Origin of the sequence: Arthrobacter sp. RT-1 (assembly GCF_003367205.1) — a bacterium.
In the GTDB taxonomy this organism is placed as follows: Bacteria; Actinomycetota; Actinomycetes; order Actinomycetales; family Micrococcaceae; genus Arthrobacter.
Genome location: NZ_QRGQ01000003.1, coordinates 155,341 through 169,843 on the forward strand (window position 1 = coordinate 155,341; position 14,503 = coordinate 169,843).

The following is a 14,503-nucleotide window of genomic DNA, read 5'->3' on the forward strand; positions in this document are numbered from 1 at the left end:
TAGCGCCGCTACCCGTTATTTGGCAGGCAGCACCAGGTTCTTCAGGTCATCCAGGGTCTGCTGCATGTGCGCATCCATGGCCTCCCGTGCCCGTGTTGCATCCCGGGACTGGAGTGCATCGGCGATGTTCTGGTGATGCCCAATCGCGTGGACCTGGATTTCCGGTACAGCCGAAGTTTCTGCCCGCCGCTTTTCGAGGACCCGGTGCAGCGGCTCGAACAGCACGGACACAAACACGTTGCCCGAGGCGCGCAGGATCACGTCATGAAAAGCCAGGTCGGCCTCGACAAAGGCGGTTACGTCATTGATGGCATGGGCTGCCTTCATGGCTGAAATGTAGGAAAACAGGGACGCGATGTCCGCCTCCGCGATCCTCCCGGCGGCCAGTTCGCAGGCGCCGGTCTCCAGCATCCTGCGGAGTTCGATGAGCTGGACGGAAGATTCGGCCTCGTTCTTGCCCTCAGACGCCGCCCGCAGGACGGCTTCCAGCGAGGTCCAGCGGTTCAGGGGATTGACGAAGGTGCCCCGGCCCCGCTCCACGCTGAGGATCTGCTGGGCCTGCAGGGTTTTCATGGCTTCCCGCACGGTCATCCGGCTTACCTCGTGCCGCGCGCTCAGTTCGTGCTCCCCGGGAACTGTGGCGCCAGGCGGAAATTCACCTTCGATGATGCGGTCCAACAGCTCGTCGGCCACGACGCCGACCAGCGATTTCCTTGCCATGATGCCCCCGATTCCTGCCCGCGCCCTTGCCCAGCGGATATGTCGGACAAGTCTACTTGCGCGTCTTTATGTCCTATGCCACACTAGCATCAGATGCAAGATGTCAGACATCTTACAGATACATTTACATCAGGATCCGCCACCCCGGATCACTACACAACGGAGTGCACTGTGACGCTTGAAGCAGACCTTCTGGCCGCCTACCCGGCTGAAATCCAGATCCCGGCGGGGCTGGTTGCGGACACGCTGGCCGCGTCCAACGCAGAAGTTCCCCGGGTGCTGGTAGTGCTCGACGACGACCCCACGGGAACGCAATCCGTGTCGGACCTGCCCGTGCTCACCCGCTGGGAGGTTGAAGACTTCATTTGGGCCTTCGGCCAGGCCAAGCCCGCCGTGTACGTCCTGACCAACACCCGCAGCCTCGATCCGGCCGAAGCAGCCGCCCGCAACGGGGAAGTGGTCCGCAACGCCCTCTCCGCCGCCGGCTCGCCGGACGCGCTGCGCCTGGGGTTTGTCAGCCGCAGCGATTCCACCCTCCGCGGCCATTACCCGCTGGAACCCGACGTCATCGCCGCCACCGTTGAGGAAGTCAGCGGCGAAACCACCGACGGCGTGGTCCTGGTCCCTGCCTTCCCCGACGCCGGGCGCGTCACTATCGGTGGCGTCCACTACATGCGGGGCACCGGTGACGCCGCCGGGACGCTCACCGCGGTCTCCGAAACCGAGTTCGCCAAGGACGCCACCTTCGGCTTCACCACCTCCGTGATGGCCGAGTACGTCCAGGAGAAGTCGCAGGGCCGCTTCGCGGCAGACTCGGTGATTGTCCTGGACCTCAACATCATCCGCGCGGGTGCCGCAGCAGGGGACCCCGCCGAGAGCGCAAAGATCAGCGCCAACGCAATCGCCGACGCCATTGCCGGCGCCAGCCATTCCACCCCGGTCGTGGCGGACATCGTCACGGAGAATGACCTCCGCGCCCTGGCCCTGGGCCTGGAGGAAGCCGAGCGCCGCGGCAAGAAGCTCCTTTACCGCGTGGGCCCGCCCTTCGGCCGCGCCAGGATCGGCCAGGAAATCCGCGCCGAACTGACCGGAGCCGAGGCCTACGCCGGCAACACACCGTCCGAGGCCGGCGGCCTGATCGTCGTCGGATCGCACGTGGGAGTCACCACCCGCCAGCTCAAGGCACTGACCGAACAGCACAGCTCGGCCCGGATCATCGAGATCGACGTCGAAAAGCTGCTGGGCGATGAAGCAGCCGCCGCCAACCATCTGGAACAGACAGTGGACGCCGTTGTCGAGGCCCTCCGCGGCGGTGACGTCATCGTGCACACCAGCCGCCTGCTGATCAAGACAGACGACCCCGCCGAAAGCCTGCGGATCGCGCGCACCGTGTCCGCCGCCGTCGTCGCCGTGGTCAACCGGACCCTGAAGACCTTCCCGCCGCGGTTCGTCATCGCCAAGGGCGGGATCACCTCCTCCGACGTGGCGGCCCACGGCCTGGAAATCCGCCACGCCATCGTCCGCGGCCCCATGCTCCCCGGCATCGTCAGCCTGTGGGAACCGGTTGACGGCCCCGCAAAGGGCATCCCGTACATCGTCTTCGCCGGCAACGTAGGCGACGACCATTCCCTCGCCGACGTCACCCGCAAGCTCAGCAACACATCCCCACTCGCCCCCTAACCTCGCAAGTCCGCACCGGCTCCCAACCCTCGCAAGCTCGGATCGGGGCCCTCGCCGGAGCGGCTCCCCGGGCCGGGGCCCTCGCCGACGTGGGCCCAGCAAATTTCAAGGAGAACACCATGACCAGCAACTACACCGTCACCGTCCTGGGCCTCGGCGCCATGGGCCTGCCCATGGCCACCCGCCTCGCCAGCCAGCTGACCGTCCACGGCTTCGACATCGCCGAACCCCGCCTGAAGCTCGCCGAAGAAGCCGGCATCGCCACCTTCGCTACCGCCCGCGAAGCGGCCAAGGGCGCCGACGCCGTCCTGCTCGCCGTCCGCAATGGCGAACAGCTCAACGACGTCCTCTTCGGCGAGAACGGCGTGGCCTCCGTGCTGGAACGCGGCGCCGTGGTCATCCTGGGCAGCACCGTGGGCACCGAAGCCATCCCCGCCACCGTGGAGAAGCTGGCCGAATACGGCGTCGAACTGGTGGACGCCCCGCTGTCCGGCGGCCCTAAGCGTGCGGGCGAAGGCGACCTGCTGATCGTGGTGGGCGCTTCCCCCGAAGCCCGCGAAAAGGCTGCTCCCGCCCTTGAACTCCTGGCCTCCACGCTGACCGTGGTGGGTGACAAGCCGGGCGATGGCCAGGCCCTCAAGACCGTCAACCAGCTCCTCTGCGGTGTCCACATCGTGGCCGCAGCCGAGGCCATGGCCCTCGCGGACGCCCTGGGACTGGACCAGGCCAAGACCCTCGCCGCCCTCGAAGCCGGTGCCGCCGGCTCGTTCATGCTGTCCAACCGTGGGCCCCGAATCCTCGAGGCCTACACCGAGGAAGGCGCCGAGGTCCTGTCCCGCCTGGACATCTTCGTCAAGGACATGGGCATCGTTGGCAAAGCCACCCGCGCCGCCGGCCTCGCAGCCCCCGTGGCTGCGGCAGCGGAGCAGCTCTACCTCCTGGGCCAGGCCCAGGGCCTCGCCGCCGCCGATGACTCCGCCGTCATCAAGGTGGTCGCCCCTACCAAGCGCACCAAGTAGCAACCCACCTCCCCCCTCAACGTGCGACGGCGGCGGTCCCCCCTCCGCCGCCGTCGTACACACCCAGCTCGCTAGGCTTAACTAGCGACGTCAAAGGAGACACACGATGAGCGCACTAGCTCTCCTGGCCATCGCAGTTGCGGGCGTCGCCCTGCTGCTCGTGGCCGTCATAAAGTTCAAGATCCCCGCCTTCCTTGCCCTGCTCGTGGTCAGCGTCTCCGTGGCGCTGGTGGCAGGCATCCCGCTGCCGGACGTCATCAAGACCGTCACAGAAGGCATGGGCGGCACCCTTGGGTCCGTCGCCATTTTGGTGGGCCTCGGCGCCATGCTGGGCAAGATGATCGAGATTTCCGGCGGCGCACAGTCACTGGCCGGCAAATTCACCCAGCTGCTCGGTCCCCGCCGCGTCATTGCCGCCCTGACCTCCGCAGCCTTCCTGCTGGCAATCCCGGTCTTCTTCGACGTCGGATTCATCATCCTGATTCCCATCATTTACGGTTTCGCCAAGGCTGCCGGCGTCAACCCGGTCAAGATCGGCCTGCCCGTCGGCGGCATCATGCTGGCCATCCATGTTGTTGTCCCGCCGCACCCCGGCGTTGTTGGCGGTGCCGGAATCCTGGGCGCAGACATCGGCTGGACCACCATCATCGGCCTCGCCCTCTGCATCCCAGTGGGCGTCCTGGGCTATTTCGTTGCCCGCAGGCTCAACCGCCGTGATTTCGCCATGCTGCCCGCCACGGCCGAGCAGTTCCGCCTCTTTGGTACCGGCACTTCACAGGTCGAGCAGGAAGCTGCGCAGGGCACGTCCAACGTCGCCGTCAAGAGCCAGGTCAAGACGGCTCCCAGCCCGACCATGATCATCACCCTCATTGTCCTTCCGATCCTCATGATCATGGTGGGCACGGTGGGCGCAGTGATCCTGCCCAAGGACAGCTTCGCTTCCCAGTTGGCCGCATTCATCGGAGCGCCGCTGATTGCACTCCTCACCGCGCTGGGCCTGGCCTACTACTTCCTGGGCATCCGCCGCGGTTGGTCCTCCCAGCACACCGGTGAGGTCATGGACTCCGCGCTGGCTCCCACCGCCATCGTCATCCTCGTCACCGGTGCCGGCGGCGTCTTCGGCAAGGTCCTGACTGTATCCGGCATCGGCAAGGCCCTTGCAGAAGGCCTGCAGACTGCCGGCCTCCCGGTCATCGTGATGGCCTTCGTCCTGGCAGCCATCCTGCGGGCATCGCAGGGGTCTGCAACGGTGGCCATCATCACCACCTCCGGCTTGCTGGCAGCCTCCGTGGCGGACGGCGGCTTTTCACCGTTCCAGACGGCACTCATCCTGGTGGCCATGGGCTTCGGCGCCTTTGGGCTCAGCCACGTCAATGACTCCGGCTTCTGGATCGTGACGCGCTTCCTCGGCTTGTCGGTGGCAGACGGACTCAAGACCTGGACTGTGCTCACCACTGTCCTGGGCCTGGCCGGGTTCGCGCTCACGTTCCTGGTCTGGATCGTTACCGGCGGACTCACCGTCTGATGCGCACCCGACTGGACCAGCTTGTCACTTCCGCCCTGCAGCAGGGCTCGGCTGTCCCGGCCTTCACCTGCTACGACTTCACCACCGCCCTGGCCGTCGTGGGCGCTGCAGAGGAGTCCGGCCGCGGCGTCATACTGCTGGTGGCGCCCAAAATCGCTGCTACTCCCAACGGCCTGCGGCTGATCGCAGCGCTCCGCGGCCTGGCGGATGCGGCGTCCGTGCCTGTGGCGGTGCAGTTGGACCACGCCTCGGACCTTGCAGTGATGGCCGACGCCGTCGCGGCCGGGGCGGATTCCGTCCTCGCCGACGGTTCCTCCCTTCCCTACGAGGACAACATCGCGCTGGTGGTCGCTGCCCGCGCACTGCTGGGCTCCGACGTCGTGCTTGAAGCGGAACTTGGCGGCCTGGCCGGTGACGAGGACCGCGCCTTCGGTGCGGATGAGGCCGGTGTTTCCGTGGTCGGCCTGACCGACTCTGCCCAGGTGGAAGACTTCGTGTCCCGCACCGGAGCTGAGCTCCTGGCCGTGGCCGTGGGCAACGTGCACGGCAAGTACAAGGGCGAACCGCAGTTGCGGTGGGACGTGCTGCAGGATATCGCGGTGCGGACCCACATTCCCCTGGTGCTGCACGGCGCCTCCGGCATTCCGGCGGAGGAACTGGTGAAGGCGGCGTCCATGAACGTGGGCAAGGTCAACTTCAACACCGAGCTCCGTACCGGCGTGCTTGCCACCCTGCAGGAACAGCTGCCGGCGCACCGCGCCGACGGCGAAAACCTGCAGGCACTGCTGGGCCACTGGAACCGGTCTGCAGGGGGATTCGCCACGGCTGCGCTGGGCATGCTGACGCGCTGAAGGACTGCACTGCGGCTACCGTAAGGGCGCGACAATGCGGGGAGGCTAGGATCAAGCAATGATCCTGGCCTCCCTCCTTTTTGCCTTCCTGGCTGCCGCCCTCCACGTTTTCATCTTCACCATGGAGTCCCTGACCTGGACACGGCCGGCCACGTGGAAGCGCTTTGGGGTTGCCTCCCAGTCCGACGCCGAGACCACCAGGCCGCTCGCCTACAACCAGGGCTTCTACAACCTTTTCCTGGCAATCGGCGCCTTCATCGGCATCGGCTGCATCGCGCTGGCACCCGAAGGATCAGCGCAGTCCACAGCCGGGCAGTCCACAGTGGGCTGGACGCTGATCTTCGCCAGCTGCGGCTCGATGCTCCTCGCCGCACTGGTCCTCGCCCTGACCGGCAAAAAGTACCTCCGCGCGGCCGTGACCCAGGGCGCCACGCCGCTCCTCGCCGTCGTCCTGGGCCTCCTCGCCGTGGTGCTGTAAGCGCCGGCATGCACTGTTTTCGTAGCCCTAGTCTTGCTGCGCGGGCATTGCCAGCAGGATGAAGTAGTGCCAATGTCGAACCATGACCGAGAACACAATGTCCACCGAGGATAAGTTCACGCCGGATGTCACGCTGCGGCGCAATGATGCGCAGCACCGCTACGAACTGCTGGTGGGCGGCACGCTGGCCGTCCAGTCCTTCTTCGAGGACCTTCCCGGACACATCGACTTCATCCGCACGGAAACGGGGCCGGACTTCGAAGGCCGGGGCCTGGGAAAGGTCCTGGCGCACTTCGCCCTCGATGATGTGGTGGCCACCGGCAAACGCATCGTTCCGCACTGCCCCTTCATTGCCGGCTACCTGCGGAAGCACGAGGGGTACGAACAGTTCGTCGACTGGCCTGAGTGATCACAAAACCTCCCCGCTGTTAGAGGCCTGCCCGCTGTTAGAGGCCTGCCCAACCGGGTAATCCATCTGCAGGAAATCAAGCCGATGGCAGACCGGGAGGGACAACATGGCTCACGGGGAACTGTTCGACGTGGCAATTATCGGCGGCGGCCCGGCGGGCCTGAGCGCAGGCGTTGCCCTGGCCAGGGCCTTGCGGTCCGTTGTGGTCATCGACGCAGGGGAACAGCGGAACCTGAAGGCCGAGGGAGTGCACGGTTTCCTCAGCCGCGAAGGCATGAGCCCGAGGGAGCTTGTTTCCGCGGGCCGGGAGGAGCTTGCCCGGTACGGTGGGACGGCCGTTGAGGGGTTCGTGACGTCAGCCAGCCGCGACGGCGGCAATTTCATTCTCAGCCTCAAGGACGGCTCCACCATGAGCGCCCGGCGCCTGCTGATCGCGTCCGGGATCACCGACGATCTGCCGGAGCTTCCCGGCGTGGCGGAACGCTGGGGACGGGACGTCCTCTATTGCCCGTATTGCCACGGCTGGGAAATCCGGAACCAGCGGATCGGCATCCTGGCATCGGACTCCAACGCCGTTCCTGAGGCGCTGACCTTCCGGCAGTGGAGCCCTGACGTCACGCTTTTCCTGAACGGCGCCTTGTCCCTGGGCCCGGAGGGGGAAGAGCAGCTGCGTGTTCGGGATGTCCGTGTGGTGGACGGAAGGGTCCAACGACTGGAGACCGACAACGACAGGCTTGTGGGGGTGGTGCTCGACGGCGGGCACGTGGTCCCGCTGGATGTGCTGGCCGTCAGTCCCGCAACCGTCAGCAAAGCGAATATGCTCCAGCGCCTTGGGCTTGAACCGTGCGGCCTGGACGAGGGGGAGGGCACCTGCCTGGAGACGGATGAATCCGGGCGCACGTCCTGCCCCGGAGTGTGGGCTGCCGGTAATGCCACGGACGTCTCGGCACAGGTGATGACGGCGGCGGCAGCCGGCCTGAGGGCCGCCGCCGCCATTAATGCTGATCTGGTTCTTGCTGATACACGGCAGGCCGTGGAGGAGGCCAGGGCCTACGCGCGGTAGCCGCAACGCATGGGAACGGCGGTAGCCGCAGCGCCCGGGAACAGTGCAGGCAGCTGCCGGTAGCTCCAGTGCCAGTCAGCTCGCCAGAGCGTGACCGCCCGCCGCCGGGTTGAACGGGGTTGAAGTGAATTCGGTTGCGTTGAATTCGGTTGCGTTGAACCGGGCGGCATCAGCTGCGGGATCATCGATGGTGAAGCCGCAGGCGCAACGGTACGTGACCACGTTGCCGGCGGCGGCACCTGCACCGAGGGGAACCACTCCTGTCCCGTCAACATAGACAGGCTGCCGTACGGGCAGTTCGTTAGGATCAATGCGCTGCATCGGGGTGCGGCAATGCATCCGCGAATTCAGGGTGAACAGAAGCCCCACGTCCACGGGCCCGTTGGTTCCGACGGGAGCCAGTGCTCCCTCTGTGCGTTCCCCAAACGCCGTCAAGTGATCTTCTGTAACGCTGGTCATGATGTTCATCCTTGGGCTTCTTCACGAAGCTGCCGGCGTTGGCAGCTCCGCCGCGAACTGCTTGCGGAGGTTCATTTACCCCAATACCTAAGCATGCTTACTAATCGTCACGCAAATCAGCTTGTGGTCCAGGGCACACCCCGCGTTAGCGGGTCCGGTGTCACGCCGAGTGGGTTTTGGTGACGTGTCTTGCGGGTGGCTGCGTAGGCTGCTTCACCTATCCGCGCCGCTTCTGCCACTGCAGCGCGTGCCAGAACAGCAGGCACAACAGTGCTGCGATTCCGAGGAGAATAGCGTAGGGCGCGTTGGTCAGGACCAGGAACGACACGGGCACCTGCCCGTTCGGGGAGAACTGGTTGCCCATGCCGTAGAAGAAGGCCGCAGCGCCGCCGGCAATCAGCCCAATGGCGAACAGCCACAGCACCACAATGAACGGATTCACGGCCGCCCACGCGCCAGGCGTCCAGGCAGGAGGCTCTGTGGCCCCGGTTTCATGCGGCAGCGGGTTCCCGTCGCGGTCCACTTCCCGGAATCCGGTGGCTCCGGATGGTTGCTGTCCCATGCTTCCCCCTTGCATTTCTGCGCCCCGGCCAAGCTGCCGGAAACCCCAGCCTAGCCGAGAGCCTTCCGGCCTTGGGCAGTTGCGGGGTGAAGGGCATTTTGCAGCAGAACGCTTCGGCCTGCCAGTCAATGACTCCCCGGCGACTTCGAAAACCCCTGGTTTCTGCGGCTCCAGACAAATACAACACAAAAGTTTGATTAAAAGGTTCACCTAAGTAAGGCTTGCCTTTGCAATCCAAGAAAAACCGCTGACCGAAGGATGACCAGTGTCGCTGATGCCCCGCCTTGACGAGTTACACGTGCATGACCCGCACAACAGCGAAGTCCATGCCAAACAGGATCCGCCGGGGCAGGATTTCGGCTCGCGGGTGGAGCTCGCGCTGGGGGCAACCAACCATCTCTTCAACGCCAGGAACTCACCCCGCTACGTGGCGCAGGTGCTGCAGGGCGTCACCGCAGTGGCAACCAAGCTGGAACGGACCACCCGGCCCTTTACCGGCGTCGGGCCTTCCGAAATGAAGGCGCGCGTGGGCGCGGTGGACCTGGATACCCCGCTGCCGGACACGGCGGCCGCGCTGCAGGAACTCGAAACCGTTTATCTGCGGGACGCCATCTACTTCCATGACGCAAAGTACGCAGCCCACCTGAACTGCCCCGTGGTAATCCCCGCACTGGTGGGAGAGGCCATCCTGTCCGCCGTGAACTCCTCCCTGGACACCTGGGACCAGAGCGCCGGGGCCACCATGATCGAACGGCGCCTCATCGACTGGGCAGCAGAGCGGCTGCACCTCGGTGACAACGCGGACGGCATCTTCACGTCCGGCGGCAGCCAGTCCAACCTCCAGGCCCTGCTGATCGCGCGCAACCACGCCGTAGCCGGCCTCCGCCGGGAGCCCGCCCAAAGCGGGCTCCGCCTTCCGGCCCTGCTGGATACGCTGCGGATCTTCACCTCCGAGGACAGCCACTTCAGCATCCAGAAGTCTGCCTCCATGCTGGGCCTCGGCTTCGACGCCGTCATCACCGTTCCCTGCACGCCCGATCACCGGATGGACCCGGCCGCGCTCGCTGAGGCCATGGCGTCAGCCAGGGATGCCGGCCTGACACCGATGGCCGTGGTTGCAACCGCCGGAACCACCGATTTCGGCGCCGTGGATCCGCTCGCCGAACTCGCCGCATTGGCCCGTGCCTACAGGGCCTGGTTCCACATCGACGCCGCATACGGCGGCGGGCTGATGGTCTCCGGGCGCTACCGCCACCTGCTGGACGGAACCCGCCTGGCGGACTCAGTCACCGTTGACTTCCACAAGACCTTCTTCCAGCCGGTAAGCTCGAGCGCCCTCCTGGTCCGCGAGTCCGCCATGCTGCGCCACATCACCTACTACGCCGATTACCTGAACCCGGAAAGCGCGGCACTGGCGGACATCCCCAACCAGGTGGACAAGAGCATCCAGACCACCCGCCGGTTCGACGCCCTGAAACTGTGGCTCACCCTGCGGATCATGGGTGCCGACGCCATCGGCGCGCTGTTTGACGAGGCGATCGACCTCGCCGCCCGCGTCGGCTCGCTCCTGGCTGCCGACGACGACTTCGAACTTGCCGCTGCACCCCAGCTGAGCACCCTGGTGTTCAGGTACCGTCCCGTCGTCGACGGCGTCCGGCTCCCGGAAGATACCGCCGACGTCCTCAACCCGGCCATCCGTGCCGCCGTTTTCGCCTCCGGTGAGGCCGTGGTGGCCGGCACCAAGGTGGGCGGCCGCCACTACCTGAAGTTCACCCTCCTCAACGCCGAGGCCACCCTCGAGGACATCGCCGAGATCATCGGGCTCCTGCGCCGCACCGGCGCGGACCTGCTGCAGAGCGAGGTGTCCGCATGACCCGCATACACGACTTCGCTGCCATCGGCGCCGGCCCCTTCAACCTGGGCCTCGCCGCGCTCACCGAACCGCTGGAGGACGTGGACGGCATCTTCCTGGAACAGCGGGCGTCCTTTGACTGGCACCCCGGAATGATGCTGGAACCCGCCCACCTTCAGGTCCCGTTCATGGCGGACCTGGTCACCCTGGCAGACCCCACCTCGCCCTACTCGTTCCTGAACTTCCTGAAGCAGACAGGGCGCCTGTACCGCTTCTATATCCGGGAGAACTTCTACCCCCTGCGGGCTGAGTACAACCAGTACTGCCAGTGGGTGGCCGGCCAGCTGCCGTCCGTCCGTTTTGGCACGGCTGTGCTGGATGTAACGTACGACGCCGGCGTGTACCGGCTGGCTGTCTCCGGTCCGGACGGGCCGGAGGTGCTTTTGGCGCGGCGGCTGGTGCTGGGCACCGGCACATCCCCCTATGTTCCGGAAGCGGCTGCCGGAATCGTTGCCGACGCAGCGGCAGGGCGCGGGGGAGTGGTCCTGCACAACGCCGACTACCTGGCGCGGAAGGCCGAACTCCAGCAGCAGCGCAGCATCACCATCCTGGGCAGCGGCCAAAGCGCGGCCGAGATCTACTACGAGCTCCTGCAGGAGGCCGACGCCCACGGTTACCAGCTCAACTGGGTCACCCGCTCGGGCCGGTTCTTCCCGCTGGAATACACCAAACTGACCCTCGAAATGACGTCCCCCGAGTACGTGGACTACTTCCATGGCCTCCCGCAGCACCAGCGCGACCACCTCAACAAGACGCAGAAGAACCTCTACAAGGGGATCAACTCCGATCTCATCGACGCCATCTACGACCTGCTCTACACCAAGAGCCTTTCCGGCATGGTGGACACCCAACTGCTGACCCACTCGACCCTTACCGCAGCACAATGGGATGCAGCGGCCGGAACGCACATCCTGCACCTGCACCACGGCGAGCAGCGCAGCTCCTACACCCTGGACAGCGAAGGGGTTGTCCTGGCCACCGGCTACGGCTACCGGGAGCCCGGGTTCCTGGCCGGCGTGCAGGACCGGATTTCCCGCGACAGCGCCGGACGGTTCGAAGTGGACCGGAACTACAGCACGGGCGTCGAACCCGGCGAGATCTTCGTCCAGAACGCCGAGCTGCACACCCACGGCTTCGTCACCCCGGACCTGGGCATGGGCGCATACCGCAACTCCTGCATCCTGCGGGAGATCACCGGCCGGGAGGTCTACCCGGTGGAGCGGAGCATCGCGTTCCAGCAGTTCGGGTCACCTACGGGCATTGGCGCCCGGGCTGACGTAGGGACAAGCGCGGACGTGGGGACAGGCACGGACGTTAGCGTTGCGGCAGGGGTGTCCGCATGAGGTTCACGTTCCGCTGCCTTGACGCGAAGGCCGACGCACCGCTCCTGCACAGCTGGGTGACCCAGCCGTACGCCTCGTTCTGGGGAATGCTCTCCGCCGGCGTGGAGGATGTGGTGGAGGAATACGCCAGGATCCAGGCCAGCGGGCACCATCACGCCCTGCTGGGGCTCGACGGCGGCGTCCCCGCCTTCCTGATGGAGGAGTACCTTCCCGAGTCCTCGCCGCTGGCAGGCCTGTACGCCGTCCAGCCCGGCGACGTGGGCATGCACCTGCTGGTGGCGCCGCCGTCGGAAGGCCCGGAACCCGGGTACACCACGGCGGCGATGGACGCCGTCCTGGACCACCTGTTCGCCAGGCCGGAGGTGCAGCGCGTCGTGGTGGAGCCGGATGCGCGGAACACCAAAATCCACGCACTGAATGAACGGCTTGGTTTCCAGCCCGCAGGCATCGTCACCCTGCCGGACAAGGACGCCCTGCTGAGCTTCTGCAGCCGCTCCGACTACCTGGCCGCCCGCGCCGCACTCGACACTTTGTCCACAACCGTCCCGCAGGGAGCTGCACTGTGACCGTCCACCTCGATTCCGCTGTGTCCGCCCTTGCCGCGGACCCTGCCACCGCCGGCGCTGCCAACGCCGCGCCCCACCTCGCCGGAGACCGGTGGGACATGGCCAACCGGCACCTGCTCCGCAAAGCGCTCGCCGAGTTCTCGCACGAACGGATCATCGCTCCGGAACTCCTGAGTGATGAACCGGGGGATGAGGGGACCGGCAGCTACCGGCTCCGCAGCGGTGACGGCTCGCACGAGTACCGCTTCTGCGCCCGGATCCTGGAACTTGACCACTGGTCCATCGACGCCGGTTCCATCCGGTGCTTCCGGGACGGCACCGAAGCGCCGCTCGACGTGCTGGAATTCATCACGGCGTTCCACACCACCCTCGGCATCAACATCCAGATGCTCCCGGTCTACCTGGAGGAGATCAGCAGCACCCTGGCCAGCCACGCCTACAAGCAGTGGGCCGGCCAGCCGTCCGCCGCCGAACTCGCGGCCGGCATCACGGGCGGGCGCGATGCCGCCGCCGACTTCCAGGCCATCGAACGCAGCATGACCGAGGGCCACCCCTGCTTCGTGGCCAACAACGGCCGGCTGGGCTTCGGCATCAGCGACTACCACGCGTTTGCTCCGGAGACCGGCGCCCCTGTCCGGCTGCAATGGATCGCCGTCCACCGCAGCCACGCCGTGTTCACCTCAAGTGCAGGGCTGGACTACCGGGCGCACCTGGATGCCGAACTCGGCCCGCTGGCCGGCGACTTCACCAACGAATTGCAGCTCCAGGGCCTGGACCCCGAGCAGTACTTCTTTATGCCCGTCCACCCGTGGCAGTGGGAAAACAAACTCACGGTCACCTTCGCGGCGGAGATCGCCCGCCGCCGCATCATTTACCTGGGGGCCGGGACGGACGTGTACCAGGCCCAGCAGTCCATCCGCACCTTCTTCAACACCAGCGCCCCGGCCCGGAGCTACGTCAAAACCGCCATGTCCGTCCTGAACATGGGGTTCATGCGCGGGCTGTCGCCGCAGTACATGAAGGCAACACCGGCCATCAACGACTGGCTGCGCACCCTGATCGAGAATGACGGGGCGCTGCAGCAGCGCGGATTCACCATGATCGGCGAAATCGCCGCCCTTGGCTACCACAACGGTTACTACGAGGCGGGGTCCGCCCCCGGTTCCCCCTACCGCAAGATGCTCTCTGCCCTGTGGCGGGAAAGCCCCCTGCCGCTGCTGCAGGACGGGCAGCAGCTGGCCACCATGGCCTCCCTCCTGCATGCCGATTCCGCGGGCAAGCCGATGGTTTCCGCGCTGATTAGGCGCTCCGGGCTGGCACCAGCGGACTGGCTGCGCCGCTACTTCGAGGCCTACCTGGTTCCGCTGGTGCACTGCCTCTACCGGTACGAGCTGGCGTTTATGCCGCACGGCGAGAACGTCATCCTGGTCCTCGAGGACGGCGTCCCCGTCCAGGCCATCATGAAGGACATCGCCGAGGAGATCGTGGTGATGGGGGACCGGCTGGACCTTCCCGAGGAGGTGTCCCGGATCCAGGCTGCCATCCCGGACGGGGAAAAGGTGCTGGCCATCTTCACGGACATCTTCGACTGCATCTTCCGCTTCCTCGCAGCACTCCTGGAAGAGGACGGGATCCTGGGCCAGGAGGATTTCTGGCGCACGGCAGCAGCCGCCATCACGGACTATCAGGGCCAGCACCCGGAACTGGCGGACCAGTTCGCCCGCCACGACCTGTTCGCCCCGGACTTCGAACTGTCCTGCCTCAACCGGCTCCAGCTCCGCAACAACCAGCAGATGCTGGACCTCGCGGATCCCTCGGGCGGGCTGCAGATGGCCGGGCGCCTTGCCAACCCGCTGGCGAAGTTCGCCGGGCGGTAAAAGCAGGGAACATCCGGCGAAGGTCAAAGTGGCTAGGCT

At 66.1% G+C, this 14,503-nt stretch carries 14 protein-coding genes; 11 read left to right on the top strand and 3 right to left on the bottom strand.

Translation table 11 applies throughout. The features are described from left to right. Nucleotides 1–15: 15 nt before the first annotated feature. Nucleotides 16–720, bottom strand: coding sequence for a FadR/GntR family transcriptional regulator (locus DXK94_RS04780; RefSeq protein ID WP_115524069.1), 705 nt, complete (start codon nt 718–720; stop codon nt 16–18). Nucleotides 721–891: 171 nt separating this feature from the next. Between DXK94_RS04780 and DXK94_RS04785 the strand changes: the two genes are divergently transcribed. The 7 genes from DXK94_RS04785 to DXK94_RS04815 all read left to right on the top strand — a co-directional run bounded on the left by DXK94_RS04785 (nt 892) and on the right by DXK94_RS04815 (nt 7,745). Continuing rightward, nucleotides 892–2,400 carry a four-carbon acid sugar kinase family protein gene (locus DXK94_RS04785; RefSeq protein ID WP_115524070.1) on the top strand — a complete coding sequence of 503 codons (1,509 nt, stop codon included), beginning with the start codon at nt 892–894 and terminating at the stop codon, nt 2,398–2,400. Nucleotides 2,401–2,519: 119 nt separating this feature from the next. Then, nucleotides 2,520–3,419 (top strand): NAD(P)-dependent oxidoreductase, encoded by a 900-nt coding sequence (locus tag DXK94_RS04790; RefSeq protein ID WP_115524071.1) that lies wholly within the window; start codon nt 2,520–2,522, stop codon nt 3,417–3,419. 106 nt (nt 3,420–3,525) lie between these two features. Further along, the gene (locus DXK94_RS04795; protein WP_079598639.1) at nt 3,526–4,944 is read left to right on the top strand and encodes a GntP family transporter; all 1,419 of its coding nucleotides are present in this window, start codon (nt 3,526–3,528) and stop codon (nt 4,942–4,944) included. After that, the gene (locus tag DXK94_RS04800) at nt 4,944–5,795 is read left to right on the top strand and encodes a class II fructose-bisphosphate aldolase (protein WP_115524072.1); all 852 of its coding nucleotides are present in this window, start codon (nt 4,944–4,946) and stop codon (nt 5,793–5,795) included. Before DXK94_RS04795 ends, DXK94_RS04800 begins: the two co-directional genes overlap by 1 nt. Before the next feature lie 58 nt (nt 5,796–5,853). Further along, nucleotides 5,854–6,273, top strand: a complete 420-nt coding sequence (locus tag DXK94_RS04805; RefSeq protein ID WP_115524073.1) for a DUF1304 domain-containing protein — start codon at nt 5,854–5,856, stop codon at nt 6,271–6,273. A gap of 82 nt (nt 6,274–6,355) precedes the next feature. After that, nucleotides 6,356–6,682, top strand: a complete 327-nt coding sequence (locus tag DXK94_RS04810; protein WP_115524074.1) for a GNAT family N-acetyltransferase — start codon at nt 6,356–6,358, stop codon at nt 6,680–6,682. 106 nt (nt 6,683–6,788) lie between these two features. After that, nucleotides 6,789–7,745 carry an NAD(P)/FAD-dependent oxidoreductase gene (locus DXK94_RS04815; protein ID WP_115524075.1) on the top strand — a complete coding sequence of 319 codons (957 nt, stop codon included), beginning with the start codon at nt 6,789–6,791 and terminating at the stop codon, nt 7,743–7,745. Nucleotides 7,746–7,820: 75 nt separating this feature from the next. Here DXK94_RS04815 and DXK94_RS04820 read toward each other — a convergent pair whose 3' ends face one another. Further along, entirely contained in the window at nt 7,821–8,204 is a 384-nt protein-coding gene (locus tag DXK94_RS04820) for a hypothetical protein (RefSeq protein ID WP_258868434.1), read from the bottom strand. A gap of 217 nt (nt 8,205–8,421) precedes the next feature. After that, a complete protein-coding gene (locus tag DXK94_RS04825; protein ID WP_115524076.1) occupies nt 8,422–8,766 on the bottom strand; it encodes a hypothetical protein in 345 nt (114 codons plus the stop codon). A 265-nt stretch (nt 8,767–9,031) separates the two neighbouring features. Here DXK94_RS04825 and DXK94_RS04830 point away from each other — a divergent pair, with 265 nt between their 5' ends. Genes DXK94_RS04830 through DXK94_RS04845 form a run of 4 tightly spaced genes read left to right on the top strand, consistent with a single transcriptional unit; the run spans nt 9,032 to nt 14,464 of the window. Next, the gene (locus DXK94_RS04830) at nt 9,032–10,639 is read left to right on the top strand and encodes an aspartate aminotransferase family protein (RefSeq protein ID WP_395928216.1); all 1,608 of its coding nucleotides are present in this window, start codon (nt 9,032–9,034) and stop codon (nt 10,637–10,639) included. Beyond that, nucleotides 10,636–12,021, top strand: a complete 1,386-nt coding sequence (locus DXK94_RS04835) for a lysine N(6)-hydroxylase/L-ornithine N(5)-oxygenase family protein (RefSeq protein WP_115524077.1) — start codon at nt 10,636–10,638, stop codon at nt 12,019–12,021. The genes DXK94_RS04830 and DXK94_RS04835 overlap by 4 nt, the downstream gene beginning before the upstream one ends. Then, nucleotides 12,018–12,587, top strand: a complete 570-nt coding sequence (locus DXK94_RS04840; protein WP_115524078.1) for a GNAT family N-acetyltransferase — start codon at nt 12,018–12,020, stop codon at nt 12,585–12,587. The genes DXK94_RS04835 and DXK94_RS04840 overlap by 4 nt, the downstream gene beginning before the upstream one ends. 20 nt (nt 12,588–12,607) lie before the next feature. Further along, the gene (locus DXK94_RS04845; RefSeq protein ID WP_309544309.1) at nt 12,608–14,464 is read left to right on the top strand and encodes an IucA/IucC family siderophore biosynthesis protein; all 1,857 of its coding nucleotides are present in this window, start codon (nt 12,608–12,610) and stop codon (nt 14,462–14,464) included. Nucleotides 14,465–14,503: the final 39 nt, after the last annotated feature.